Source organism: Microbacterium sp. NPDC028030 (assembly GCF_040637855.1).
Classification (GTDB): Bacteria; Actinomycetota; Actinomycetes; order Actinomycetales; family Microbacteriaceae; genus Microbacterium.
In genome coordinates this window covers 507,793-533,372 of sequence record NZ_JBEZXF010000003.1, presented here as the reverse complement: position 1 = coordinate 533,372, position 25,580 = coordinate 507,793, and the positions used below count along the sequence as shown (strand labels likewise).

The 25,580-nt window shown below is 69.1% G+C and carries 27 protein-coding genes and 2 tRNA genes; 22 read left to right on the top strand and 7 right to left on the bottom strand.

Going from position 1 to position 25,580, the window contains the following annotated elements; translation table 11 throughout:
• Positions 1 to 4: 4 nt before the first annotated feature.
• Both AB0E56_RS17070 and AB0E56_RS17065 read right to left on the bottom strand, forming a co-directional pair.
• A complete protein-coding gene (locus AB0E56_RS17070) occupies positions 5 to 2,593 on the bottom strand; it encodes a family 78 glycoside hydrolase catalytic domain (protein ID WP_359801005.1) in 2,589 nt (862 codons plus the stop codon).
• A 43-nt stretch (positions 2,594 to 2,636) separates the two neighbouring features.
• Positions 2,637 to 3,347, bottom strand: coding sequence for a potassium channel family protein (locus tag AB0E56_RS17065; protein WP_359801003.1), 711 nt, complete (start codon positions 3,345 to 3,347; stop codon positions 2,637 to 2,639).
• A 159-nt stretch (positions 3,348 to 3,506) separates the two neighbouring features.
• Here AB0E56_RS17065 and AB0E56_RS17060 point away from each other — a divergent pair.
• Both AB0E56_RS17060 and AB0E56_RS17055 read left to right on the top strand, forming a co-directional pair.
• Positions 3,507 to 3,595 (top strand) — tRNA-Ser (locus tag AB0E56_RS17060).
• A 54-nt stretch (positions 3,596 to 3,649) separates the two neighbouring features.
• On the top strand, positions 3,650 to 4,324 hold the full coding sequence (locus AB0E56_RS17055) for a haloacid dehalogenase type II (protein ID WP_359801002.1): 675 nt from the start codon (positions 3,650 to 3,652) through the stop codon (positions 4,322 to 4,324).
• Here AB0E56_RS17055 and AB0E56_RS17050 read toward each other — a convergent pair.
• Positions 4,321 to 5,217, bottom strand: a complete 897-nt coding sequence (locus AB0E56_RS17050) for a LysR family transcriptional regulator (protein ID WP_359801001.1) — start codon at positions 5,215 to 5,217, stop codon at positions 4,321 to 4,323. The genes AB0E56_RS17055 and AB0E56_RS17050 overlap by 4 nt on opposite strands.
• 113 nt (positions 5,218 to 5,330) lie before the next feature.
• Here AB0E56_RS17050 and AB0E56_RS17045 point away from each other — a divergent pair, with 113 nt between their 5' ends.
• From AB0E56_RS17045 to AB0E56_RS17020, 6 genes are read left to right on the top strand one after another with little or no spacing between them, the layout of a single operon-like run.
• Positions 5,331 to 6,674 (top strand): MFS transporter, encoded by a 1,344-nt coding sequence (locus tag AB0E56_RS17045; RefSeq protein ID WP_359800999.1) that lies wholly within the window; start codon positions 5,331 to 5,333, stop codon positions 6,672 to 6,674.
• Between the two features lie 43 nt (positions 6,675 to 6,717).
• A complete protein-coding gene (locus AB0E56_RS17040; RefSeq protein ID WP_359800997.1) occupies positions 6,718 to 7,647 on the top strand; it encodes a carbon-nitrogen hydrolase family protein in 930 nt (309 codons plus the stop codon).
• A 30-nt stretch (positions 7,648 to 7,677) separates the two neighbouring features.
• Positions 7,678 to 8,580 carry an NAD(P)-dependent oxidoreductase gene (locus AB0E56_RS17035; protein ID WP_359800995.1) on the top strand — a complete coding sequence of 301 codons (903 nt, stop codon included), beginning with the start codon at positions 7,678 to 7,680 and terminating at the stop codon, positions 8,578 to 8,580.
• Positions 8,577 to 9,002 (top strand): carboxymuconolactone decarboxylase family protein, encoded by a 426-nt coding sequence (locus tag AB0E56_RS17030; RefSeq protein WP_359800994.1) that lies wholly within the window; start codon positions 8,577 to 8,579, stop codon positions 9,000 to 9,002. Before AB0E56_RS17035 ends, AB0E56_RS17030 begins: the two co-directional genes overlap by 4 nt.
• Before the next feature lie 32 nt (positions 9,003 to 9,034).
• Positions 9,035 to 9,844, top strand: a complete 810-nt coding sequence (locus AB0E56_RS17025; protein WP_359800993.1) for an N-acyl homoserine lactonase family protein — start codon at positions 9,035 to 9,037, stop codon at positions 9,842 to 9,844.
• Positions 9,835 to 11,064: an alpha/beta hydrolase gene (locus tag AB0E56_RS17020; protein WP_359800992.1), complete on the top strand. Its 1,230-nt coding sequence runs from the start codon at positions 9,835 to 9,837 to the stop codon at positions 11,062 to 11,064. The genes AB0E56_RS17025 and AB0E56_RS17020 overlap by 10 nt, the downstream gene beginning before the upstream one ends.
• On the opposite strand, the gene AB0E56_RS17015 is transcribed toward AB0E56_RS17020, so the two are convergent.
• Positions 11,050 to 11,580, bottom strand: coding sequence for a hypothetical protein (locus AB0E56_RS17015; protein WP_359800990.1), 531 nt, complete (start codon positions 11,578 to 11,580; stop codon positions 11,050 to 11,052). The genes AB0E56_RS17020 and AB0E56_RS17015 overlap by 15 nt on opposite strands.
• A gap of 117 nt (positions 11,581 to 11,697) precedes the next feature.
• Between AB0E56_RS17015 and AB0E56_RS17010 the strand changes: the two genes are divergently transcribed.
• From AB0E56_RS17010 to AB0E56_RS16960, 11 genes are all read left to right on the top strand, one after another.
• The gene (locus AB0E56_RS17010; protein WP_359800987.1) at positions 11,698 to 13,317 is read left to right on the top strand and encodes a sodium-dependent transporter; all 1,620 of its coding nucleotides are present in this window, start codon (positions 11,698 to 11,700) and stop codon (positions 13,315 to 13,317) included.
• Positions 13,314 to 13,448: a methionine/alanine import family NSS transporter small subunit gene (locus AB0E56_RS17005; RefSeq protein ID WP_359800985.1), complete on the top strand. Its 135-nt coding sequence runs from the start codon at positions 13,314 to 13,316 to the stop codon at positions 13,446 to 13,448. The genes AB0E56_RS17010 and AB0E56_RS17005 overlap by 4 nt, the downstream gene beginning before the upstream one ends.
• A 99-nt stretch (positions 13,449 to 13,547) precedes the next feature.
• A complete protein-coding gene (locus AB0E56_RS17000) occupies positions 13,548 to 14,411 on the top strand; it encodes an AraC family transcriptional regulator (RefSeq protein ID WP_359800983.1) in 864 nt (287 codons plus the stop codon).
• 103 nt (positions 14,412 to 14,514) lie between these two features.
• Positions 14,515 to 15,159, top strand: coding sequence for a GyrI-like domain-containing protein (locus AB0E56_RS16995; RefSeq protein WP_359800981.1), 645 nt, complete (start codon positions 14,515 to 14,517; stop codon positions 15,157 to 15,159).
• Positions 15,160 to 15,214: 55 nt separating this feature from the next.
• Positions 15,215 to 16,015 (top strand): DUF1206 domain-containing protein, encoded by an 801-nt coding sequence (locus AB0E56_RS16990; RefSeq protein ID WP_359800979.1) that lies wholly within the window; start codon positions 15,215 to 15,217, stop codon positions 16,013 to 16,015.
• 80 nt (positions 16,016 to 16,095) lie between these two features.
• Entirely contained in the window at positions 16,096 to 17,403 is a 1,308-nt protein-coding gene (locus AB0E56_RS16985; protein WP_359800977.1) for a SufS family cysteine desulfurase, read from the top strand.
• Positions 17,400 to 17,834 carry a Fe-S cluster assembly sulfur transfer protein SufU gene (sufU, locus tag AB0E56_RS16980; RefSeq protein WP_359800976.1) on the top strand — a complete coding sequence of 145 codons (435 nt, stop codon included), beginning with the start codon at positions 17,400 to 17,402 and terminating at the stop codon, positions 17,832 to 17,834. Before AB0E56_RS16985 ends, sufU begins: the two co-directional genes overlap by 4 nt.
• A 71-nt stretch (positions 17,835 to 17,905) precedes the next feature.
• Complete coding sequence (locus AB0E56_RS16975; RefSeq protein ID WP_359800973.1) at positions 17,906 to 18,547, top strand: NAD(P)-binding domain-containing protein; 642 nt, start codon at positions 17,906 to 17,908, stop codon at positions 18,545 to 18,547.
• Positions 18,548 to 18,668: 121 nt separating this feature from the next.
• Positions 18,669 to 19,334, top strand: a complete 666-nt coding sequence (locus AB0E56_RS16970) for a GntR family transcriptional regulator (protein ID WP_359800971.1) — start codon at positions 18,669 to 18,671, stop codon at positions 19,332 to 19,334.
• Positions 19,335 to 19,441: 107 nt separating this feature from the next.
• Positions 19,442 to 19,687 (top strand): hypothetical protein, encoded by a 246-nt coding sequence (locus AB0E56_RS16965; RefSeq protein WP_359800969.1) that lies wholly within the window; start codon positions 19,442 to 19,444, stop codon positions 19,685 to 19,687.
• Entirely contained in the window at positions 19,684 to 20,547 is an 864-nt protein-coding gene (locus tag AB0E56_RS16960) for a hypothetical protein (RefSeq protein ID WP_359800967.1), read from the top strand. The genes AB0E56_RS16965 and AB0E56_RS16960 overlap by 4 nt, the downstream gene beginning before the upstream one ends.
• 16 nt (positions 20,548 to 20,563) lie before the next feature.
• On the opposite strand, the gene AB0E56_RS16955 is transcribed toward AB0E56_RS16960, so the two are convergent.
• Positions 20,564 to 21,403, bottom strand: coding sequence for an SDR family oxidoreductase (locus tag AB0E56_RS16955; protein ID WP_359800964.1), 840 nt, complete (start codon positions 21,401 to 21,403; stop codon positions 20,564 to 20,566).
• A 133-nt stretch (positions 21,404 to 21,536) separates the two neighbouring features.
• On the opposite strand from AB0E56_RS16955, the gene AB0E56_RS16950 reads away from it, so the two are divergent.
• Together AB0E56_RS16950 and AB0E56_RS16945 are read left to right on the top strand one after the other, a co-directional pair.
• The gene (locus tag AB0E56_RS16950) at positions 21,537 to 22,121 is read left to right on the top strand and encodes an asparagine synthase (protein WP_359800962.1); all 585 of its coding nucleotides are present in this window, start codon (positions 21,537 to 21,539) and stop codon (positions 22,119 to 22,121) included.
• A gap of 64 nt (positions 22,122 to 22,185) precedes the next feature.
• Positions 22,186 to 22,258: transfer RNA gene (locus tag AB0E56_RS16945), tRNA-Arg, on the top strand.
• 69 nt (positions 22,259 to 22,327) lie between these two features.
• On the opposite strand, the gene AB0E56_RS16940 is transcribed toward AB0E56_RS16945, so the two are convergent.
• Positions 22,328 to 23,257 (bottom strand): LysR family transcriptional regulator, encoded by a 930-nt coding sequence (locus AB0E56_RS16940; protein WP_359800959.1) that lies wholly within the window; start codon positions 23,255 to 23,257, stop codon positions 22,328 to 22,330.
• Between the two features lie 77 nt (positions 23,258 to 23,334).
• Between AB0E56_RS16940 and AB0E56_RS16935 the strand changes: the two genes are divergently transcribed.
• Positions 23,335 to 25,065, top strand: coding sequence for an FAD-binding protein (locus tag AB0E56_RS16935; RefSeq protein WP_359800958.1), 1,731 nt, complete (start codon positions 23,335 to 23,337; stop codon positions 25,063 to 25,065).
• A gap of 92 nt (positions 25,066 to 25,157) precedes the next feature.
• Here AB0E56_RS16935 and AB0E56_RS16930 read toward each other — a convergent pair whose 3' ends face one another.
• Positions 25,158 to 25,466, bottom strand: a complete 309-nt coding sequence (locus AB0E56_RS16930) for a hypothetical protein (RefSeq protein WP_359800956.1) — start codon at positions 25,464 to 25,466, stop codon at positions 25,158 to 25,160.
• Positions 25,467 to 25,580 lie beyond the last annotated feature (114 nt).

The following is a 25,580-nucleotide window of genomic DNA, read 5'->3' as shown; positions in this document are numbered from 1 at the left end:
GTCGTCATATGCGAACCGCTCGGGAGTGCGCGCCGTGTCCGAGTTCTTCGATCCCCAGGCCGGGGACGTCGAGTTCTGCGGTCGTGCCGACCGGGACGACGAGATCGACGAGAAGCGCGTCCTGCTCGATGCGCCAGGAGATCGAGGCCTCCCCGTAGGGGGTGAGCTGCACCGCCGCGGCGTGGGTGAGTCCTCCGCCAGGACGCGGGGCGAACCGGATGCGGCGGTAGCCAGGGGCCGCGGGGGCGATCCCGGCGAGCCGGCGATGCATCCAATCCGCGACCGCGCCGAGCGCGTAGTGGTTGAACGAGGTCATGGTGCCCGGATTGACGGTTCCGTCGGGAAGCAGCGCGTCCCAGCGCTCCCAGATCGTGGTCGCGCCGTGGACCACCTGGTAGAGCCACGACGGACAGCCCTGCTCCTGCAGCAGCGCGTATGCCGCGGCGGTGTGGCCGGTCAGGGTGAGGGCGTCGCACACGAGGGGAGTGCCGACGAAGCCGGTCGCGATGCGGTTGCCGGCGGCGTGCACGAGGTCGGCGAGACGCTCGCCCGCGGCCGCCCGCTGCGTCTCGTCGGCGAGGAGGTCGAACACGATCGCGAGCGCGTACGCGGTCTGGGCGTCCGAAGACATCGTGCCGTCGGGGTTCACATGGGCGGCGCGGAAGGCGGCCGCCACCTCGGCGGCCAGGATGTCGTAGCGCTCGGCGTCGGCGGTGCGGCCGAGCACGACGGCCATGTCGGCGACGACGCGGGCGGACCGCGCGAAGTAGGCCGTGGCCACGAGGTAGCGATCGGTGCGGGCATCGGCCGGGTCCTGCGGGGGCGCGGCGGGATCGAGCCAGTCGCCGAGTTGGAAGCCCTCGTCCCATAGGTGATCGGGACCCGCAGCGGCGTCGATGCGGTCGACCCAGCGGCGCGCGCTGTCGAACTGCGCTGCCACGACGCCCTCGTCGCCGAAGCGCTGGTACAGGGTCCAGGGCAGCAGCGTCGCGACGTCGCCCCATGCCGCACCGGGGCGGATCGGCGACCAGACCTTGTGCGACGGGATCACCGGGACGAACCACGGCACGGTTCCGTCGGGAAGCTGCTCCGCTGCGACGTCTCTGAGCCAGCCGGAGAGCATTCCCGAGACGTCGAACAGCGTCGACGCCGTGGGGCCGAAGACCTGGATGTCGCCCGTCCAGCCCACGCGCTCGTCCCGTTGCGGGCAGTCCGTGGGGATGTCGACGAAGTTGCCGCGCATCCCCCAGACGACGTTGCGGTGCAACTGTTCGACGAGCGGGTCGGAGCACGCGAACCACCCCGTGCGCTCGAGGTCGGTGTGCAGCACGCGCGCGGTGAGGGCACCCGCTGCGGCGTCCGCATCGAGGTCACCTGGCCAGCCGTCGACCTCGGCGTAGCGGAAGCCGTGGAAGGTGAACCGCGGCTCCCATTCCTCGCCGTCGGGGTGGCCGGCGAGCGTGTAGGCATCGCTGGAGCGGGCGCTGCGCAGGGGGCGCGTGTACAGCTCACCCTCCTGGAGGACTTCTGCCGTGCGCAGCGTGACCGTCGTCCCGCGCTGCCCGGTGACGCGGATGCGGACGCGGCCGACGAGGTTCTGTCCGAAGTCGAGGATGCGTGCGCCACGGGGTGAGGTGAGCACGGCGACCGGCGCGATCTCTTCCGTCACGCGTACCGGCGGTCCGGTCGGGGCGACGAGGGTGTGCGGATCGCGATCGCGGACCGAGACCGGCAGCCAGGCGGTGTCGTCGAAGGGCGCGGTCGACCAGCCGGGCAGCTCCTGCCGTGCGTCGTAGTCCTCGCCGTCGTAGATGCCGGAGCGGAGGATCGGGGAGAGCGCGGCCCTCCAGGTGTCGTCTGTGGCGACCGTCTCACGGCGGCCGTCGGCGTACGTGATCTCCAGCTGTCCGAGGAACGAGAGGTCGGAGCCGAAGACGTTGCGGTGTCCGCCGCGCCACCCCAGGCGACCGCGATACCAGCCGTCGCCGAGCCAGGCGCCGATCGCGTTGTCGCCCTCGCCGAGCAGCGCCGTCACGTCGTAGGTGTAGTACCGCAGGCGCTCGCGATACACCGTCCATCCGGGGGAGAGGGTGTCGGAGCCGACGCGCACCCCGTTGATCTCGGCTTCATAGAGCCCGTGTGCCGTGGCGTAGAGCCGTGCATGGGCGACGGGGCCGTCGACGCGGAAGGTCGAGCGCACCAGAGTGGCTCGACGGGCGTCGCTCTCCGGGTCTTCGTCGAGGTCGAGTCCGACCGGCCTGGCCGACCAGTCCGCCGCGTGCAGCAGTCCCGTCTCCAGCCAGGTCTGCGGACTCGACGCCGACCACATGCCGTCGATGCCCTGCACCGCGACGCGGACGCCGATACGTTCGCGCGAATCGAGCGCGCGGCCCGGCCAGGGCACCAGCACCTGCTCGGAGGACACCACCTCCACGGTCTCGTCACCCGCGGGGCGGGTGAGGGTGATCGCGTATGCGCGCTGCTGCCATCCCGCCGGGGCATCGCCGAGCGTCCAGCTCACGCGGGGTCGGGCTTCGCCGATGCCCAGCGGCTCGCGGTGGTGTTCGATGCGCGGCGCGGAGACGGTCGTCATGCCCCTCATCCTTCCCGATCCGACTGCCGTCGCGCCGTGCCGCTCACGCGACCGGCGGAGTGCTGCGTCTCGCGCTCGCGCCGCGCATGATGCGGGCGACGGCGGTGATGAGGAACAGCTGGCCAGTGATGGCCTCGGCCACCGCGACGGCCTGGCCCCCGGGGCCCGCTGGCACGAGGTTGCCGTACCCGGTCGTCGTGAGCGCGGTGAAGGAGAAGAAGAGCTGGTTGCCCAGCGACTCGGGGCTGTCTTCACCGAACAGGGGAGTCGGTGAGATCTGCGACATCAGGTTGTAGACGAACGCGAAGAACATGCCGACGAGGATGTACGCGGTGATCGCGGCGAGCAGCGCCTCGAGGTCGAGTCCGCGCCGCGTGACCTGGTGCGCGATGATCACCCAGGGCGCGACGAGCAGCGCGACCATCGACGCCGCCGACAGCGGGACGGCCAGCAGAGGGCCGTCGGCTCCGAGCGCAGCCGCCACGATCGCCGCCGCACCCGCGACGGAGAGGACCACCCACGACACGCGCTGAGCGAGAGGGCTCGCCCCGGTGACGTAGAAGACCACCGCGACCGTCGCCAGCATGAAGAGGAAGGCCCAGGGGCTCGGATCCGTGCTCGGTTGCAGCGCGCACAGACCGTACGAGGCGATCAGCAGGGCGAGCACGATCGCGTACCCGATGGCGCGCCTGCTCCACAGTCGCTCGGACGGGCTCGCCTCCACCCCGCCCTGCGCCGACGGCATTCCGGTCATGGCGTCTCCTTCGCATCCGTGGGTCGAGCGCCGCGATCTGCGGTCAGTATCCCAGCCTGCGAGGGAGTGTTCGGGAGGCGGGGCGGGGGCGCGGTTCGTGTCCGCTCCACATACCCGTTATGATTGCCTGGTGCATCCGTGCTTTCGGGTCGGATGCCTGGAGACGTCGCATAGTCCGGCCGAGTGCACCACCCTGCTAAGGTGGAGTCCCCTCACGGGGACCAGGGGTTCAAATCCCCTCGTCTCCGCACTTTCTTCTTCGAGAAGACCCCGGCGGTCGCCGTCCACGGCAGACTCGAAGGATGATCCGGTACATCACCACCGTCGTCTTCGACGTGCTCGGCACTCTCGTCGACGAACCGCGAGGAATCCGTGCGTCGATCGTCGACGCCGTGGGGCCTGGGCATGACTCCGACGCATTGCTCGGCGTCTGGCGTGGGCATGTCGAACGCGAGCAGAGGCGCATCGCGCGGGGTGAGCGCGAGTACGTCGACACCGTGACGCTCGATCACGAAGCAGCCGTGCGGGTGGGTGAAGCCGCGGGGGTCGAGGATCCGGCGGTCATCCAGCGGCTCGCCACCGCATCCCAGCGTCTGCCGCCGTGGGACGACGCGGTCGAGGGTGTCGCGCGTCTCGCGAACCGATTCTCCGTCTTCGGACTGTCGAACGCGTCGCCCGAGACCCTGCGCGGGTTGAGCACGCATACCGGGCTGTCGTGGCATCGAGCCCTGTCGGCCGACGAGGCCCGAGCCTACAAGCCGGCTCCCGAGGTCTACGCCCTCGCCGTGGAGGCGGCAGGCGGCGATCCGACCCGCGTGCTCATGGTCGCGGCCCACGCCTGGGATCTGCGCGGAGCGCAGGCGGTGGGGATGCGGACGGCGTACGTGCGACGCCCCGTGGGCGATGCCCCGACCCCGGCCGACGAGTTCGACGGCCGCTTCGACGGGCTGCGACGGCTGGACGACGCCCTGGTCTAGAGTCCCTGCACCTGCACGAACGTGTTGCACAGCTGGCGGATCCACTGGTTCTCGATCAGGCCGTCGACCTCCGTGCGCCAGAGCGCGGAGATCGTGAACCGCGGCATCTGCAGGGGAACGGGCGAGACGCGGAGGTCGAACATCTCGCCCACGCGCACAGCGACGTGCTCGGGAATGGTCGCGATGACGGGAAGGTCGAGGAGGATCGGCCCGATGCCGCTGAAGTGACTGATCGTGCACAGGGTGTTCCGCTGGTGGCCCATGGCGGCGAGCACCTCGTCGACCCAGCCGCGTTGCAGGTCGTAGGACACGCGAAGGTGACGCGTCTCGATGTACTCCCGGGTCGTGAGCGGGTTCGAGAGGTTCAGGAGCCGCGGGTTGTGCACACAGCGGTAGTCGCCGGAGAACATGGGCTCGGCCCGGAAGTCGGCGGCCATGTGCGCGGGGGTCGTGGTGAGCACGACATCGATGAGCGGGTCGTCGAGCGTCTCGCGCCACAGATGACTATTCGTCTGATGGATGGCGAAGTTCACGCTCCAGTTGTGGTCGAGCTTCTGTCGCGCGACCCAGGGCCCGAACAGCATCTCGATGTCGTCCGACATCGCGAGGTGGAACGTGCGCGCGCTCTGCCACGGCTCGAACTCGACGTCGTCGAGGATGACCGCGGCGATCGTGCTGAGGCTCGGACCGATGCTCAACGACAGGGAAAGAGCCTTCGGCGTCGGGGTCATTCCCGCGCGGGACCGCTCGAACAGCGGGTCGTCGAAGAGCTTCCTGAGTCGGCCGAGCGCGGCGCTCACGGCGCTCTGCGACAGGCTCAGCTTGTAGCCCGCCCGGGTGACGCTGCCCTCCTGCATGAGGGCCTGGAACACGACGAGCAGGTTGAGGTCCACCTGGTGTAAATCGATTCTGTTGATACTGCCCATGATAAACATCGGTTTGACTGTTGTCGATACGCACCGCAGATTGGGGGATGAGACTTCATGTGACCAAGGGAGATCACGCCATGGACGACACCGCCACCGACAGAGCAGCCTCGGCTGCAGCCGAGCATCCGATCACCGCGACGACCGCACTGACCCGCTCCGACCGCACCCGCCGCATGACGGCCGTCGGCATCGGCAACTTCATGGAGTGGTTCGACTTCGCCATCTACGGCTACTTCGCCGCCATCATCGGCGCCCAGTTCTTCCCCTCGGGCAACGCCACGGCGGAGATGCTCTCGGCGCTCGCGGTCTTCGCGGTCGGTTTCGTCTCCCGGCCCTTCGGCGCTCTCATCCTCGGTCCGCTCGGCGACAAGCTCGGCAGGCGGAGCGTGCTGATCATCACCGTCCTCGGCATGGGCATCGTCACCACACTGATCGGACTGACCCCGTCGTTCGAGACGATCGGCATCGCAGCCCCGATCATCATCGTCGTCCTGCGGCTGCTGCAGGGTGGGTTCGCCGGGAGCGAGTGGACCAGCGCGGCCGCCTACATCGGGGAGAGCGCGCCGACGAAGAAGCGCGCCATCTACGCGAGCGTCGTCACCGGAACGGCCGGGCTCGCGTTCCTCGTCGGCACCGTCACCGCGGCGACCCTCACGGTCGCGATCCCGGAAGACGCCCTCAACTCGTGGGGCTGGCGCATCCCGTTCATCGGCTCGCTGCTCATGGCCGTGATCGCGATCTACATCCGCCGGAAGCTCGTCGACACGCCGGTGTTCGAGGAGGTCGAGCGCAAGCGCGCGGCGAACACGATCGAGCACACCGCCGCATCGGCGAAGGTGAAGGCCTTCGTGATGACGCTCGCCTTCTCGGGTGTCTTCGGAGTGAGCCTCTACTACCTCATCACGTACATGAACAACTTCCTCTCCGGACCGGTGGGGATGCCCCGTGTCGACGCGCTCGTGGTGTGCGGAATCGTGATGGCGATCTACGTGGCGTTCAACCCGCTCGTCGGCGTCGTCGTCGACCGCATCGGACGGCGTCCCGTCCTCTTCACCGGACTCATCGGTCTGGTGGTGTGGAGCGTCCCGGCGTTCTGGCTGATGAGCACGGCGAATCCCTGGCTCGCCGGCATCGCGATGGTCCCGTTCGCCCTCTTCGTGGCGTGCACGGCGGTCGTGAACAACGTCCTTCTCGTCGAGGTCTTCCCCGCGTCGATCCGCGCCACCGGCTCGGCGATCGGCTACAACGTCGCCTATGCCGTCCTCGCAGGACCGGGTCCGCTCATCGCGGCGGCGCTGGTCGCCGGCACCGGCATCCTCATCTCGCCGGCCTTCTACGTGATCGCCGTCGCCGTGCTCGCCCTCGGGATCCTCCTGCCCACGCTCAAGGAGACCAAGGGCATCGACATCTCCCGTGGCTGAGCGCTCGGGCATGTCGGAGGCAAGGCAGACGGAGGAGAAGACGATGACGGATACGCGCAGAGTCGCGGTGGTGCAGGCAGCGGCGATCCCCTTCGACGCCGCGGCGTCGACCGGCAAAGCGGTGAAGCTGCTCGCCGAGGCGGCTCAGGGCGGCGCCCGGGTGGTGGTCTTCCCCGAGGCGTTCATCGGGGGCTATCCCAAGGGCAGCACCTTCGGGTCGCCGGTCGGCATCAGGACCGAGCAGGGACGGGATCAGTATCGGCGGTATGCCGAGGGCGCCGTCGGCGTCGATGGTCCGGAGATCGCGCAGCTCTGCGACGCCGCACGAGAGCACGGGGTGTTCGTGGTCATCGGCATCATCGAACGCCTCGGCAATACGCTTTTCTGCACCGCGGTCATGATCGACCCGAGCAGCGGCGTCGCCGGTCTCCACCGCAAGCTCATGCCCACGGGGGCCGAACGACTGATCTGGGGCTTCGGCGACGGATCGACGCTCGACACGGTCGATTCGCCGGCGGGCCGCATCGGCACCGTCATCTGCTGGGAGAACTACATGCCGCTGCTGCGGCAGGCGATGTACGCGAAGGGCGTCGAGCTCTACTGCGTTCCGACGGCCGATGACCGCCCGACCTGGGCGGCGACCATGATGCACGTCGCCATCGAAGGACGCACGCACGTGCTCTCGGCGTGCCAGTTCATCACCAAGGACGCGTTCCCGGCGGACCATCCGTTCGACGCGGAACCGCCGCACGGCGACACGGTGATGCGCGGCGGGAGCATGATCGTCGCACCGTCCGGGGAGATCCTCGCCGGACCGGTCTTCGACGAGGAGACGATCCTCTACGCCGACATCGACCAGGGCGACAAGACCCGCTCCCACCTCGATTTCGACGCGGTGGGGCACTACTCACGACCGGATGTCTTCGAGCTCCGCGTCGACACACGTCCGCAGCGCTCCGTCGTCTTCGACTGAGCACGCGCGGACTCGAGGGAAAGGCGACGGATGTCGACCACACTGTTCATCGGTCTCGGCCACATGGGAGCCCCCATGGCCATCAGACATGCGCGCGTCCACCCCACGGCGGTCTTCGACGTGTCCGGCGAGGCGGTCGCGGAGGTCGTGCGCTCCGCCGGCGCCGTGGCCGTGGATGCGCTCGACAACCTCCCCGCCGATGTCGGAGTCGTCATCCTGATGCTCCCGACCAGCAGACACGTCGAGAGCATCCTCCTCGGAGCGGAGGGACTGCTGACGACGCTCGCGCGGGGTTCGATCGTGATCGACATGGGCTCGAGCGAACCGGACAGCACGCGCGCGCTGGCAGCGGAGGCAGCTCGTCGGGGCATCGACTACGTCGACGCCCCTGTCTCCGGCGGCGTGCCCAAGGCGGTGTCGGGCGAGCTGGCGATCATGGTCGGCGGGACGACGGCGGCCGTCGAGCGGGCGATGCCGCACCTCGACGTGCTGGGGGCCTCGATCCTGCACGTCGGCCCGGCCGGCGCCGGAGACGCCGCGAAAGCGCTGAACAATCTCGTCAGTGCGAGCAACATCGCGGTGGCCAGCGAGGCGCTCTCGATCGCGGAGCGCTTCGGGATCGACCCCGGCACCATGACCGCGGTGCTCAACGAGGCGACGGGACGCAGCCAGGCCACCGAACTGAAGTTCCCCCGGTACATCCTCACCGGCTCGTTCGACAGCGGCTTCGCCTACGACCTCATGCTCAAGGACATGTCGATCGCGATGGGCATCGCAGACGGACTCGAGACGCCGGTCGTCGACACCGTCTTCGAGACGTTGCGCGGTTCACGCGGCCGCCTCGGCGACGCCCCGGATCATACCGAGATCGGTCGGCTGTACGGACTCGGCACGACCCCGCACGACCCCACAGAGAAGGAGACATCGAAGTGAGCGATTCCCCCGCATCCCTCGACCCCCAGGCGTACATCGACGACATGGCAGCGAAGCGCGGATACGTCCTCGACTACCACAAGATCATGGCGAAGCAGGACTTCCCTGTGCTCCAGGCCGCCAACCACATGGTGTCTGCGGCCTACCTCGACCAGCGCACGCTCGATCGCAGGACGAAGGAGCTGATCTTCATCGTCTCGCTCACGGTGATGCGGGCGTCCAAAGGGCATATCCAATCGCACATCCGGGTCGCGCTCGACCTGGGCCTGACACCGACCGAGATCCTGGAGGCGATCGAGATCGCTCTTCCCGAAGCGGGCATCGTCGCCTTCCAGACCGGGTTCGAGGCCTGGCGCGAGGTCGTGGGTGCCGACGGCATCGAGCCCAGCGTCGAGGTCCATCAGGGCGGCTCGGGCGAGTAGCCCGGCCCGCCGACGAGTCTCGGAGGATCAGGATGCCGGAGATGCAGAGCGAGACCCGCGAGTGGCAGGTCGTGATCGTCAAGCACGGAACGCGCAGCACCACCCGGTCGGACGCCTTCATGAACTACTCGTTCTACGGGGAGCAGGATGCTCCCTTCCGTCTCGACTACTTCTTCTGGGTCCTTCGCAGCGGCGACGATGTGGTGATCGTCGACACCGGGTATTCGGGCACGGAAGGCAGAAGACGAGGGCGCGAGGTGCTCGTCGATCCGGTCGACGCCCTCCGTGCGCTCGACATCGACCCGGCGGCGGGTCATCCCGTGGTGATCACCCATGCGCACTACGACCACATCGGCAACCTGACCGCGTTCCCGCGATCGCCGATCCACATCTCGCAGGCCGAGGTGGGGTTCTGGACGGGGTCGATGGCCGATAAGACCCTGTTCGCGCATTTCGGCGATGCGTCCGCCGGCGAGGCGATGGCGTCCGCCGACGCCGACGGTCGACTCCGGGTCTTCCGTGAGCAGGTCGACGTCGCGCCCGGCGTGCGCGTGACCGCGGTGGGAGGACACACGCCCGGCCAGGCGATCGTCGAAGTGCACACGAGCGAGGGGCTGGTGATCCTCGCGAGCGATGCGATGCACTTCCACGAAGAGCTGGAGGGCGACAAGCTGTTCCAGTCCATGGCCGACCTGCCGCTGTCGTTCGAGGTGCTGGAGGAGCTGCGCTGCCGCTCGGCCGCCCACCTGATCAGCGGTCACGATGCGGGCGAACTCGACAGGCACCGCCCGGTGGGTGGTGTGCTGAGCGGACTCGCGGCGACGATCGGTCGATGGCGATGAGCGACCGGTGGGATCAGGCGGTCGCCGACCCGCACGTCGGTGCGCTCCTCCGCGGGGTCGACACCGTCCTCTCGATCCAGGGGAGCAGCTGGTCAGTGGTGTTGTCCGTCTCCGACGGCCGCATACGGCGGACGGAGGGCGGAGAAGGAGACCGGGAGCCACGGTTCGTGCTGCGCGCGACGGACGAGGTGTGGGACCTCGTCCTCGCCGAGCATCCGGCGCCCGGATGGCAGAGTCCCCTCCACCTCGTCCGGACCGGGAGCATGGTCGTCGAGGGCGACGAGCGGGAGTATCTGCGACACCTGCACGTCGTGCGCGCGGTGATCGAGGCCGCACGGCACGAGGAGGCGATCGACGCCGTCGTGCCACGCCGCCCGCTCTCCGCGGTCGGCACCTACCATCGCGTGCATTCGGCACTCGGCACCGCCGACGTCTACGTCGAGAGGTGCGGTTCCGGTCCGCAGCTGCTGGCCCTCGCGACCGCCGGAAGCGACACGTCGCAATGGCACGGACTCATCACCGAGACGGACGTCACCGACCGCTACGAGCTGATCACGGTCGATCTTCCGTGGCACGGCCGATCGAGTCCGATCTTCGGCGACCCCGCCGGGTCATGGACGCTCACGCCGGCTCGCTACACGGACTTCATCGTCGCGGTCGCCGATGCGCTGGAGCTGCCGTGCCCCACACTCGTCGGCGCATCGATGGCCGGAGCGGCTGTGGTGCATGCGCTCGCGACGCATCAGGACCGTTTCGCCGGAGCCGTGGCCTGTCAGGTCGGGCACGGGGTCGGCAATCGCGCTGTCGCGGAGCTCAGAGCCGCCGACATCGATGCCTCGGTCTTCGTGCCCGAGTGGACCTACGGGTTGATGAATCCCGCATCGCCGTCGTCGTTCCGCACGAGGGTCTGGTGGGGGTACTCGTCCGGCGGGCACGGACTGTACGCCGCAGACATCGACTCGTATCAGCAATGGCGCTTCGAAGAAGTGGCCGCCCTCCTCACCTCTGCGAGTCCGCACATCGCCGTGCTCAGCGGCAGCTACGACACGAGTGTGCCGCCAGAGGCGTCACGCGCGCTCGCCGCAGCGATCCCGAACGCGTCCTTCGCCGAGATGCCGGAGCTCGGCCACTTTCCGCATGCCGAGAATCCGGGACGATTCGCGCCGCACCTGGAGTCCGCGCTCAGGCGCGTGGCGGCGCATCCGTCACGATCCGGGTGACGCGGGCGGGCGGGCGCCCTCCGAGCGGGCGACGCCGATCAGCTCGACCTCCGTCGACTCGTCGGCGATCCCGAACCGGATCAGCGCTCGCGGGTCGGCGCGGTAGTCGGGCGGAGCGGTCGGGAGCGCCGCGGCATCGAGCAGGGTGAAGTCGGCCGCGGAGCCGACGATGCGAAGGGTCCCGACGGGGAGGCAGTCGGCCACGAACTGCACCTCCTTCTCGTGCTGGTGCACGATCGCAGCGGTGATCGACCATGCGGTGAACTCGTTCGCCGTCCGTGCGCAGATCCAGTTCTGCTGGGCGACACCGGTCACGCGCAGCAGGGCGGTGTTCCCGCGCAGGCGCGTCGACTGTCGCAGCTCGAGGAGCACACCGACGGCACCACCGAGCACGTCGACGATGACCCGTGTGATCTGTGCGCCGATCAGGGCGTCGGCGTGCAGGAAGGGATTCTCCTCGTCCTGGAGCCTCGGAAGTTCGCGGGGGACGCCGATGAGCAGGTCCCTAACCTTCATGTCGAATCGATCTCCCCAGTTTTCCCCCGATCATTCGACAATATGTGACCGCTGTTCACAAACTCTGAACGCAGAGTGTGAAACGAGATCCGGTCGGGCTCTAGTAGTCTCGCCCGCATGGCCACGTCAACGACGCAGACCCCCAGACGCGAGGCCTTCGGCTCGCGGAACGTCTTCATCCTCTCGGCGATCGGATCCGCGGTCGGCCTCGGGAACATCTGGCGCTTCCCGTATGTCGCCTACGAGGGCGGCGGCGGGGCTTTCCTGATCCCGTACCTGTGCGCGCTGCTGACCGCCGGCATCCCGCTGCTCTTCTTCGACTATGCGATCGGACACCGGTTCCGCGGTTCTGCGCCGCTGGCCTTCCGTCGCATGCACCGTGCCGCCGAGCCCCTCGGGTGGTGGCAGGTGCTCATCTGCGTCGTGATCGCGGTGTACTACGCGGTGATCGTCGCCTGGGCGGCCATGTACACCTGGTTCTCGGCACAGCTGACCTGGGGCCCCGGCAACGAGGACGCCTTCTTCTTCGGCGACTTCCTGCAGTCGGCCGACGTCGCTGAGGTCGGTGTGTCCACGCAGTTCGTGCCGCAGGTGGGTCTTCCTCTCGTGGCGGTCTGGCTGATCGTGATCGTGATCATGGCGCTCGGCGTCAAGCGCGGCATCGGCACGGCGAACATGATCCTCATGCCGCTGCTCACGGTGATGTTCGCGATCCTCGTGGTGCAGTCGCTGTTCCTGCCGGGGGCGATGGACGGGCTGAACGCGTTCTTCACGCCGAACTGGGAGGCCCTGGCCGACCCCGGAGTCTGGGCGTCCGCCTACGGCCACATCTTCTTCTCGCTGTCGGTCGCCTTCGGAATCATGGTGACCTACTCCTCGTATCTCAAGCGCAAGACCGACCTCACCGGCTCCGGACTCGTGGTGGCATTCGCGAACTCCGGCTTCGAGATCCTCGCCGGCATCGGCGTCTTCGCCGCGTTGGGTTTCATGGCCCAGGCTCAGGGGACCGAGGTCGCAGGGGTGGCGACGTCGGGGATCGGCCTGGCGTTCGTCGCCTTCCCGACGATCGTCTCGCAGGCGACGGGCGGCTCGATCATCGGCGTGCTGTTCTTCGGTGCTCTGGTGTTCGCCGGCATCACGTCGCTGATCTCGATCCTCGAGGTGATCGTGGCCGCCCTGCAGGACAAGCTCGGGTGGGCGCGCGTTCGCACCACGCTCACGGTGTCGATCCCGCTTGCGCTCGTCTCCCTGGCGCTGTTCTCCACCACCACGGCCCTGACCGTGCTCGACACGGCCGACGCGTTCGTCAACGCGTTCGGCATCATGGCGGTGGCGCTGGTGGCCGTCATCGTCGTGGCCTGGTTGCTGCACAAGCTCCCGGTGCTGGTGGAGCACCTCGACCGTCGCTCCAGCTTCCGGGTCGGCACCATCTGGAAACTCCTCGTCGGCGTCCTGGCCCCTCTCGTGCTCGGTTACCTCTTCGTCAGCGAGCTCATCGCGAAGATCTCCGAGCCGTACAGCGGATACCCGGCGTGGTTCCTCGCGATCTTCGGCTGGGGCATGGTTGTCGCCCTCGTCGTGCTCGCTCTCGTCCTCTCGGCGCTGCCGTGGAGCGGGCGTTCCCACGCGAAGGACGACCCCGAATACGACGAGTTCCTCGACCAGGAGCAGTACGAGCCGGATGCGGAGACATCGGCGATCCCGGTCGCCCCCGCGACGAAGGGAGCAGAATCATGACCACCACAGCGATCGTCATGATGATCATCGCCATGGTCACGGTGTGGGGCGGACTGATCGCCGCGATCGTGAACCTCGCCAGGCACCCCGAGGTGGCCGAGACGGAGCCCGCACCGCCCGTCGAGCTGTGACCTCGCACTGACGGCGGACGCGAGCTGATCGCATCCGACCGGAGAAGTCGGGTGGCCCCGGCCGACGCACGGCGACGATGGTGGGGAAAGGAGGACCCCATGATCGGTACGCTCAACGCCCTGGTCGACCAGGTGGAAGCCGTCGGCGTCGATGAGATCGATGTCGCCGCGTTCGCGCGCGAGCACGGCACCACCGAGTACCACCTGCGCCGGATGTTCTCGGCACTGGCGGGGATGCCGCTGTCCGAGTACGTGCGACGTCGGCGGATGACGCTCGCGGGTGCGGAGCTGGCGGCGGGTGCGCCGAGCCTTCTCGACGTGGCCGTGCGCCATGGGTACGGCTCGGTCGAGGCGTTCGGACGTGCTTTCCGTGCCGTGCACGGGATCGGACCGGCCGATGCGCGCCGAGAAGGGGGCCCTCTCCGAACACAACCCACGCTCCGGTTCCGCCTGAGCGTCGAAGGGAGCACCCCGATGGATGTCACCATCACCCACCACCCCGCGTTCACCCTCGTCGGCCATGCCGCGGAGGTCCCCCTGATCCACGAGGGGGTCAACCCGCACATCCAGGCGCACATCGCCGCGATCCCGCCCGAGGAGCACGCGCGCCTCAAGGCTCTCGGCGACGCCGAGCCCTCGGGGATCCTGGCCGTCACCGCCGACGTCGAGCCGGACGCGCCCGAGGGCGCCACGCTCACGTATCTGCACGGCGTCGCCCTGAAGGCGACGACCGCGGTTCCGGATGACCTCGACGTGCTCCGGCTCGATGACGGCGCCTGGGCCGTCTTCGCCGCGCGCGGCCCGTTCCCCGAGACGCTGCAGAGCCTCTGGGCCGCCACTGCGACCGAGTGGTTCCCGTCGAACCCGTGGCGGCTGCGTCCCGGTCCCTCGATCGTGCGCTACCTGGAGTTCTCGGGGGACTTCGCCTCCTGCGAGCTCTGGTTGCCGGTCGAGCAGGCGTGAGGTCGGGGACCGGTTCGTCGGGCACCGGTCCGGGTGGGGTCCGCCCGTCCGGAGCGGTGTCTGACCCGTGTGCCACACTGGGCGCACGATCCGAGGAGGGACCATGGCGGCGACCGATCCGAAGAAGACGCTCGACGCGTATCGGGCGAAGCGCGGCGAGTTCCGCGTGGTCGAGGTGCCGCCGATGCAGTACCTGATGGTCGACGGCGCCGGCGACCCCAACACCGCTCCCGCCTACGCCGACGCGGTGTCCGCGCTGTTCCCCCTCGCCTACACGCTCAAGTTCGCGAGCCGGAAGGAGCTGGGCATCGATACGGTCGTGATGCCGCTCGAGGGGCTCTGGCACGCGCCCGACATGGCGTCCTTCACCACGGCCCGAGACAAGTCGGCCTGGCTGTGGACCATGATGATCATGATCGGCGACCACATCACCCCGTCGATGTTCGACGATGCGGTCGCCGCGGTGTCGCAGAAGGCCGCGAAGAAGAAGGAGCCGCTGCCCGCTCTGGATTCCGTCCGGCTCGAGACGCTCGACGAGGGCCGGTGCGTGCAGACCCTGCACGTCGGGCCGTTCGACGACGAAGGACCTGTGCTCGACGAGCTGCACAACCGCTTCATCCCCGACAACGGTCTGCAGATGCGGGGGCGGCACCATGAGATCTACCTGAGCGACCTCCGCCGCGCCGACCCGGCCAGACTCCGCACCATCCTGAGGCAGCCCGTGGCGCCCGCGCGACTGACCGTCTGAAGACCGAAAATCAAGCCCCTCCGCAGATGCGCGCTGCGCTGGATACGCTTCATCGATGAGCACGGTGAAGCATGCGGCGCGGGTCGCCAAGAGATCCTCGGCCTTCCGTCGGATCGCCCGGGCCGGGTTCGTCGTCCTCGGACTCATCCACGTCATCATCGGATCGATCGCCATCTCGATCGCGGCCGGCGCCTCCGGTGACGCGGATCAGGACGGTGCGATGGAGCAAATCAGGCAGAATCCCATCGGCGGTCTCCTGCTCCTGCTGATCGGTACCGGGCTGCTGGCGCTCGCCGTGTGGCAGATCGCGAGCGCCTTCCTCGCCGCAGACCCCGCGGAGACCAAGAAGTGGGGGAAGCGGATCAAACTCTTCGGCATCGCCCTCGCCTACCTCGTCGTCGCGGGCATGGCGATCATCTACGCGGTGGGTGGTCGTGCCGACTCGGAGGAGGCGTCGAAGACCCTGAGTGCGGTCGTACTCGCCGCTCCCGGCGGTGTGGCTCTGCTCGTCGTGATCGGGCTCGCGGTGGTGGGCGTCGGAGTGGGGTTCGTCGTCGGCGGGTTCACCCGGGGATTCGAGAAGCTCGTCGATCTGCCGTCCGGAGTCGCGCGCGGCGGCATCGTGACCCTGGGAGTCATCGGGTACTTCGGGAAGGGCATCGCCGTGGCCGTGACGGGGGTGTTGTTCGTGGTGGCCGCCGTGACGCAGGACCCCGAGAAGGGGGCGGGACTGGACGCCGCGCTGCACAGCCTGCTGGATCTGCCACTCGGCGGGCTCGTGCTGGGAGCTGTCGGCCTCGGCTTCGCGATCTACGGCGTCTTCTGCATCGCGAGGGCCCGGTACGCCCGCATGTGACCGGAGCGCGTCGGGCTCTCACGCGGTCGCGTGCCGGCCACCCGGGCCCAGGCATCCTCCGCAGGTGGGAAACTGGAACGATGAGCACTTCTTCCGGTGTCGACGTGATCGCCCCTCTGAGCGAGGACGAGGTCCGGCGCATCCGTGACGACTTCCCAATCCTCCGCGCCGAGGTGCAGGGGCATCCGCTCGCGTACCTCGATTCCGGGGCGACGTCGCAGCGCCCGCTCGCCGTCCTCGATGCGGAACGCACGTTCGCGAGCACCCTGAACGCGGCGGTGCACCGCGGCGCCCACACCCTCGCCGCCGAGGCGACGGAGCTCTTCGAGGATGCCCGCGCCACGGTCGCGCGTTTCGTGGGGGCGGACGACGACGAGATCGTCTGGACCTCGAACGCCACCGAGGCGATCAACCTCGTCGCCTACTCCCTGTCGAACGCGTCGCTCGGGCGTGGGGGCGCGGCCGCCGAGCGCCTCCGACTCCGCGAGGGCGACGAGATCGTCACGACCGAGATGGAGCACCACGCGAACCTCATCCCGTGGCAGGAGCTCGCCGCACGCACGGGCGCGGCGCTCAAGGTGATCCCGCTCGACGACGACGGAGCACTCCGTCTCGACATCGCCGCCGAGCTCATCACTGCACGCACCAAGCTCGTGGCCTTCACCCATGTCTCCAACGTGCTCGGTGTGATCAACCCCGTCGACGACCTCGTGGCACTCGCCCGCGAGGTCGGCGCGCTCACCCTGCTCGACGCCTGCCAGTCGGCCCCGCACCTGCCCCTCGATGTGCGCGCGCTCGGCGTCGACCTCGCCGTCCTGTCCGGACACAAGATGCTCGGTCCGACCGGCATCGGCGCGCTCTACGGCCGCCGCGAAGTCCTCACCGCGATGCCCCCGTTCCTGACCGGCGGTTCGATGATCACCACGGTCACCACGACGCAGGCCGAATACCTCCCGCCGCCGCAGCGCTTCGAGGCAGGCACGCAGCGGGTGTCGCAGGCGATCGCGCTCGCCGCTGCCGTCGACTATCTGACGGCGGTGGGGATGCCGCGCATCGCCGCGCACGAGGCCGCCTTCGGTCGCCGACTGGTCGACGGGCTGAGCGCGATCGAGGGCGTCCGGGTCCTCGGCGCCGACATCGATCTGCCGCGCGTCGGGCTGGCGAGCTTCGACATCGCCGGCATCCATTCGCACGACGTCGGGCAGTACCTCGACGATCTCGGGATCGCGGTGCGCGTCGGACACCACTGCGCCCAGCCGCTGCATCGACGCCTCGGAGTGACCTCGTCCACCAGGGCGAGCACGTATCTCTACACGACGGATGCCGAGGTGGATGCCGTGATCGAGGGCGTCGCCGGAGCGATCGATTTCTTCCGGAGGGGCGCATGAGCGACCTGCAGAACCTGTATCAGGAGCTGATCCTCGACCACTCGCGCACCCCGCACGGCTACGGGCTGCGCGAGGAGATCGCGGCGCAGTCGCACCAGCTGAATCCCACGTGCGGCGACGAGATCACACTGCAGGTGCATCGGGGCGACGATGGCGGCGTCGAGGCCATCGCGTGGGAGGGACACGGGTGCGCGATCTCCCAGGCGTCGGCGTCGCTGCTCGCAGAACTCGCCGAGGGCCTCAGCGTCGAAGACCTCGAGGTCCGCATCGCAGCCTTCCGCGAGGCGATGCGCTCACGCGGGAAGATCGAGCCCGACGAGGAGCTGCTGGGCGACGCGGCCGCGCTCGGAGGGGTGTCGAAGTACGTCGCCCGCGTGAAGTGCGCCATGCTCGCCTGGGTCGCCGCAGAGGACGCCCTGAGCCGCAGCTGAGCGCGGCGCACCGTACCCGCCATGCGGTGACATGGCGGGAATAGTCGCTGCCCGGGGGCGTTGCCACGAGCATGACAACTCTCGGAATCATCGGTGCAGGACACATCGGCAGCCAGGTCGCCCGGGTGGCGGTGGCGAACGGCTACGACGTCGTGATCGCGAACTCACGGGGCCCGGAGACGCTCGCCGACCTCGTCGAGGAGCTCGGACCGCACGCCAAGGCCGCCACAGCGGAGGAGGCAGCAGCGGCCGCGGACGTGGCGGTCGTCACCGTCCCGCTGCACGCGATCGACAAGCTTCCTGCCGAGCAGCTCGCCGGCAAGATCGTCCTCGACACCAACAACTACTACTTCGAGCGCGACGGGCGCATCGAGGCCCTCGACAAGGGCGAGACCACGACGTCGGAGCTCGTGCAGCGTGCTCTCCCGGAGGCGAAGATCGCCAAGGCGTTCAACCACATCTTCGCGTCGGAGATCACGGCTGACGGGTCGCCGGCCGGCACACCGAACCGGCGCGCGCTCGCCACGGCGGGAGACGATGCCGACGCCGTCGCCTTCGTGACGCGCTTCTACGACGAGGCCGGCTTCGACACCGTCAACGTCGGGCCGTTGAGCGAGTCGTGGCGGATCGAGCGCGATCGTCCGGCATATGTCGTGCGGCAGAACGCCGAGGAGTTGACCGCCAACGTCGCGCGCGCGAACCGTCTTCCCTGATCCGCGGCTGCGGCGAGGGTCGGACGCGTGACTCCTCGCCGCAACGCCTCGCGCGTGCACACCGACGCCGGTTGGGATACCAAAAGTTGAGGAACGCGGCCCGGAATGCAAGAATGCCCAGATGGCGGGGGCTATGGGGACGAACGGCGAACTCGAATCTGTCAGGGTCACGCGGATCCTGAGAGACGATATCGTCCTCGGTCGCCGCATACCGGGGTCGCGCCTGGTCGAGCGAGACATCGCGGCGGAGCTGAACGTGTCCCGCCTCCCGGTGCGCGAGGCGATCCGCACGCTCGTGGCCGAGGGCGTCGTCGTGGCTCGTCCTCGCACCTGGGCCGTCGTGCGCGAGTTCACCCATCGCGACATCCAGGACTTCGCCGAGGTGCGCGAGGCCATCGAGACGCTGATCTTCGTCTTCGCGGCCGAGCGACACGATGCGGCTGGTCTCGCCCGGATCCAGGGCGCCTATGAGCGTGAACTCGCGGCCGCGCGCGCCGGCGACTCGGAGGCCGCGAGGATCGCTGCGGCGGAGTTCCACGAGATCGCCGTCGAGATCGCGGGCAACGAGATGCTGGGGGAGTTGATCGCGGTCTTCCTCACACGGTTGCGCTGGCTCTTCGGGCAGCACGACGACCTTCTCATGATGGCCGAGGAGCACCGCATCATCCTCGAGGCTCTCGCCGCCAGGGACGCCGATGCGTTGCGCCGCATCATCCCGGCACACCTGGCGAGCGGCCAGTCGGCCGCGGAACGGCGTCTCGCCGACGGCAGCGACCTGCTGGTCTGACGCGGCGGACGGGGCCGACCCGTCGGTGACCACAACGTCGACCGCTCCGGCTGTATATTGGGGCGATCGGAGTCGGTCCGAACTGTCGCGCTGTCCTGGGGAGCGAGATGCGGAATCTTGCTGTCGCGGTCGGGTGCCTGCTACTTCTGGGCGGAGTCGCGCTCGTCGCGGTCGCCGATCAGGAACGCACTGCGGCCGTCGCCGCCGTCAAGGCGGAGATCGAGCGCGTCGAGCACGCGCTCGAAGAGTCTCGCGGGGACAACCTCGAACTCGCGGAGAAGCTCACCGCGCTCCGCTCGCAGCTCGCCGAGCAGGACGCCGAGATCTCCGACACGACGGGCTTCCTCCAGTGAGCCGCCGCATCCTGGCCGTCACCGTCGCGGCGGCTGTCATGCTCTCCGCCGGGATGCTCGCCAGAGCGGAGGACCTCGAGCAGCAGCGGGCGTCGGCGGTGGCGCAGCTCGATCTCCTGACGCTGCAGTACCGCGAGGCGGGACAGCGCACCGACTACCTCGAGGGATCGGTCGAACGCGCCGAGGCCGACGTCGCGGATCGGGCATCCGTGCTCGCCCTCCGGCCGGCCTTCGTCGCCGAGATCACCGCGCTGGCCGCGGCCCTCGAGCGCGCGGAGGGGATGGTCGACACGGCTGCGCACCGTGCGGCGGCTCTCTCGGCTCAGCAGACCGTGCTGGCCGAGAAGGCCGACCCCGATACGGTGAAGGCGGCCACCGCGACGGTGCACGCGCTGACCGACAAGGTCGGGTCCGAGGTCGCCTCCGTGCAGGCGGCGCAGAGCTCCGGTCCGGGCGGGCCCGCGTGGTCGTCGAGTGGTCCCGGCGGGTATGCACGCGTACGGGCAGCGCTCGACCTGGTTGGGGGCGGCGGCGTAGGGCTGTACGAGTCGGCATCCTGCGCGGGAGGAAACGCCCCGGCGTGCGCCAACAGCAACGGGTACATCAAGTACCGCGCCGACATCGTGAACTGGAGTTCGGGCCGACTCAACTGGGCGATGGCGCACGAACTCGCGCACATCTATCAGTTCCGCGTGTGGGGAGCCCTCACGTCGTCGGCGGCCTACGGGTCGCTGTTCGGCGCCGATCCGGAGTTCCTGGCGAACTGCATGGCCGTGGTCAGAGGGTTTCCCGGCTCGGTCGGCTGCAACGGCGACCAGCAGGCCTGGGCCTCGGGCATCTGGGTCGGCGCGGTGCGCTGACGGCGACCAGGGGGCGTCAGGCGACCGGTGTGGTCGTATCGATCGCGGCCCTCAACGGCCGACGCATGACGCGCCAGTACGCACTCGGCGCGAGGCGGACGAGGGCGTCGATCAGGCGTGCCTCACGGCCGACCATCGTGCGCGCGGCGCGTCGCTCGGTCGCGCGGATGATGAGCGCCGCCGCGTCCGCGGGGTCCGTGTGATACATCGCGGCCTGCGCCTGGGCTGCGCGCGCGGCGATGGCCGGGTCGAGCGCCGCGGCGTAACGGCCGTGCAGGATGATCCCGGTGCGCACGCCCGCGGGGTAGACCGCGCCGACACTGACCGTGGTGCCCTCGAGCTCGTGCCGGAGGGCCTCGGAGAATCCACGGACGGCGAACTTGCTCATCGCGTAGGGGATGCGGCCTGCGGGGGCGGCGAGTGCATAGACGCTCGCGAAATGCGTGATGTGTGCGGCCGGAGCGGCGCGCAAGGCCGGAAGCATCGCCTTGGTGATCGAGACGGTTCCCCACAGATTCACATCGGTGAGCCACCGCATCTCCTCCATCGTGAGCTGATCGAGGCTTCCCAGCATCGACGATCCGGCGCACGTGATCAGCGCGTTGATCTGCGGATGCGCCGCCCTGATCGCGTCGGCTGTCGCGAACACGGCGTCGTCGTCACGGAGGTCGACGACATGGGTCGTGACCCGCGTCCCGTCGAGGTCGGCGGCGGCGGCGTCGAGCGCTGCGCGGTCATGATCGAGCAGGGCGAGGTGGGTTCCCCGCGCGGCCAGCAGTCGGGCGATGTGGGCCCCCATGCCGTTCGCCGCGCCGGTGATCACGGTGGTGCTGCCGGTGAGGTCCAGACGTTTCATGTGACTCCTGCCGCGTGCCCGATTCGGCGTCGAACCGGGCGGATGTCGGATGTGCGGGGCATGCTGATCCGGAACCATTCTGGCCGACACCGGGCACCAGTGATACCGGTACGCTCGAGGAGAGGAGGTACCGGTGGGACGGACAGCGGATGCCATCGCCGAAGGCGTCGCGATCGCGACCGCTGCCGCGCGCCTCGCCGTGAAGAACCACATCCTCATCGGCACGATCGCCGAAGACGGCGTCTTCGACATGGACAAGTACATCGACGATGCGCGGGAGGCGCTCCGGGCGATGGCCGAGGAGTCCGAGGAGGCTGCAGCGACGGTCACCGCACTGCGCAAGCGCGCGAGGGGTCGGCACTCCGATCCGGTGGGCACGCATGACTATCGCGATCGCGATGTGCGAAACCTCCGCCGACGGGCGAAGCAGTCCACCGGGGTCGCCGTCCGGTTGCGGGAGATGATGGAAGACCGCGATCGGCTCGCCGAGATCGTCGAGGAGGCGCGCGACGCGGCATGGGCGGACGTGCGGCACAACCTCGACCGTCGGCTGCGCGTCGAGGGCATGCGTCCCGATCAAGATCCCGACTACGGCCGGATGCGCGAGGCCCGCATGCAGGCGCTGCGGCTCGTCGACCTGCAGGCGCTCTCCTCGGAGCAGAGAGCGAAGGCGAAGCGGCGGAAGAAGCAGCAGAAAGCCGCGGCGTCGAGCGACTGAGGCGCCGTTTCGCTTTCCCGTCGGGACTGTTGTAGGCTGTTCCACGGCCCGCTGAGCGGGCTGGGCGCCCGTAGCTCAATGGATAGAGCATCTGACTACGGATCAGAAGGTTAGGGGTTCGAGTCCCTTCGGGCGCACACTGTGTTGAGACAGTACAGAAACCCCCGTCGCATCAGCGGCGGGGGTTTCTGCTTTCTCCGCCTGATTCAGAGCAGACTCGTGATGGCGGGGTCGCGCTCGGCCACGTCCGCCGCTGTCGAGACGATGACGCTGCGCATCGCGGCCACCGCGACGGCCGGTGTGACGTCGGAGCGGTGCGCCAGGCTGATCGTGCGCGACATCGCCGGGTGCGCGAGTCGGGCCGACCTGAGCAGCGGGCGGTCGAAGAGCACCATGGCCGGAACGACGGCGACACCGACGCCGCGTTCCACGAAGCGGAGCACCGCGTCCATCTCAGCCCCCTCGAGCGCGAGCCTCGGGGTGAGGTCGGCGCTGCGGAACGCGGCATCCATCGTGGCGCGCAGCTCGTAGCTCTCGTCGAAGGCGATCAGCGGAAGGGTCGCGAGGTGGGCGAGGCTGATCGACGGCCCGTGGGTGACCGGTGCAGCGGCCGCCGACGAGACGACGACGAGTTCCTCCGAGAGCAGCGGCATGTGCGTGAGGCTCACACCGGCAGGGGTGGGACCGTCGGACTGGGTGACGAGCGCGATGTCGACCGCACCGACGGCGAGCTCTTCGACGAGCCGGCGTGAACCGCTCTCCGTGAGGTGCAGGTCGACGTCAGGGTGAGCCGAGTGGAATGCGCTGATCGCTTCGGCGACCAGGCTCGTGCACAGGGTCGGCGGCGCGCCGAGGCGTACGCGTCCTCGGCGGAGGCCGGCGAGTTCGCCCATCTCGTCGCGGATGGCGTCGGCTTCGGCGAGCATGCGCTGCGCGCGCGGGAGCAGGGTCTCGCCTGCGGCGGTGAGCGCGATGTGGCCGCGCGCGCGGTGGAACAACTCCGCGCCGAGCTCACGCTCCAGCGTCGAGATCTGACGGCTCAGCGACGGCTGGGCGAGGTGCAGGTGCTCGGATGCGCGGGTGAAGTGTCCGAGGCGGGCGACTTCGACGAACCCGCGGAGTTGCTCGAGGTTCATGACCATAGCCTAGCCGCATGGTTTCCAGTCGGACTATGCATTGGAGTTATTAGGATGCCCTAATTAGCGTGGAACGCATGGCTACCCCCGAACGTCAGATATCCACCACCGTCCTCGTCATCGGCACCGGCGGCTCCGGCCTGCGAGCGGCGATCGAGATCGCCGAGCACGGTGTCGACGTGCTCGCGGTCGGCAAACGTCCGCGTCAGGACGCGCACACCTCCCTCGCGGCCGGCGGCATCAATGCGGCCCTCGGCACCATGGACGCCGAGGACAGCTGGCAGCAGCACGCGGCCGACACCATCAAGGAGAGCTACCTGCTCGCCAACCCGCACACGGTCGAGATCGTCACGCAGGGCGCCGAGCGCGGCATCCGTGATCTGGAGCGCTGGGGCATGGACTTCGCGCGGGAGGATGACGGTCGCATCTCGCAGCGGTTCTTCGGTGCGCACACCTTCCGTCGCACCGCTTTCGCGGGCGACTACACCGGTCTCGAGATCCAGCGCACACTCGTGCGCAAGGCCGAGCAGCTCGAGGTCCCGATCCTCGACCACGTCTACATCACGCGCCTGCTCGTGCGCGACAACGTCGTGTTCGGCGCCTACGGCTTCGACCAGGCCGACGGCACCCGCTACCTCATCCACGCGGATGCCGTGATCCTCGCGGCGGGCGGACACAACCGCATCTGGCGGCGCACCTCGTCACGCCGCGACGAGAACACGGGCGACTCCTTCCGCCTCGCGGTCGATGCGGGGGCACGCCTGCGCGACCCGGAGCTCGTGCAGTTCCACCCGTCGGGGATCATCGAGCCCGAGAGTGCGGCCGGCACCCTGATCTCCGAGGCGGCGCGCGGCGAGGGCGGCATCCTGCGCAATGCTCTCGGTGAGCGCTTCATGGCGAACTACGACGCGGAGCGGATGGAGCTGTCGACCCGCGACCGCGTCGCGCTCGCCGCGTACACCGAGATCCAGGAGGGACGAGGCACCGAGAACGGCGGTGTCTGGCTCGACGTCTCCCACCTGCCGCGCGAGACGATCATGAGCCGTCTGCCCCGGGTGTACCAGACCATGATGGAACTGCAGATGCTCGACATCACGAGCGACCCGATCGAGATCGCCCCGACCGCGCACTACTCGATGGGCGGGGTCTGGGTGCGTCCGGAGGATCACCGGACCGACGTCGAGGGCCTCTACGCGATCGGCGAGGCCTCGAGCGGGCTGCATGGAGCGAACCGCCTCGGCGGCAACTCGCTGATCGAGCTCCTGGTGTACGGCCGCATCGTGGGGCAGGCGGCCATGGAGCACGCGGCAGGTCTCGACGCGCAGCGGCGATCCGCGTCAGCGGTGGCGGCGGCTCGGGCCGAGATCGATGATCTGCTCGCGGCGGAGGGGCGCGAGAACGTCCGGGCCCTCCAGCGCGCGATCCGCAACCTCATGACCGAGTACGCCGGTGTCGTGCGCTCGGAGGAAGGACTGCGTGCAGGGCTCGCCGACCTCGACATGATCGAAGGGCGCATGGAGGACGTCGGCATCCACCCCGACATCGCCGGGTTCCAGGATCTCGCGCACGCCTTCGACCTCAAGGCCTCGGCGCTCGCGGCGCGGGCCACGCTCGAAGCTGCGCTGGAGCGCCGTGAAACCCGCGGATGCCATAACCGCAGCGACTTCCCCGACACCGACCCCACGTTGCAGGTGAACCTGGTGTGGTCGCCGACCGCAGGCGTGACCCGCGAGGAGATCCCGCCGGTCTCGCCCGAGATCGCCGACCTCATGCGCGAGGTCGACACCGCGGGCAAGCTCGTCGAGTGACCTGCCGAGGGGTCAAGACACGCCGCTCGCCCACGGCAGGCTACGGCGTGTCTTGACCCCTCAGGTGGGAGGTGGGGCGGGTGGGAACGATCTCAGTCGGCCTGGGGCTCCTCCGTGTCGATCACGCCGATGCCGACGGCCTCGTGGTCGGGCTCCGGCTCGTCGCGCTTCGGGGCCTTGGGCTCTTCACCGGGAGCCTTCTCGGTGCTCGGCTCCTCGAGGTCTGCGGTGTCGGGCACTTCGCTCGGGTCCGCGTCCTCGGGAGAGTCGGCTTCGGCCGGCGTCGTGACCTCACCCTCGCTCGTGTCCGAAGCGGGGGTGGGGGTCGGCGTCTGCGCCTCGGCGGAGTCCTCGTCGGCGCGCTCCTGCCCGGGCTCAGGTGCTGGCGTCGTGTCGGTCATGATGGCCCCTTTCTGATGTCGTCGGTTCAGGATGCCGCGTCGGCGGGCCGCGGTGAAGGGGGTTGACGTGTCTGGCGCCGCCACACCGGGACGCGGGTCGACCGCGGCGAACCA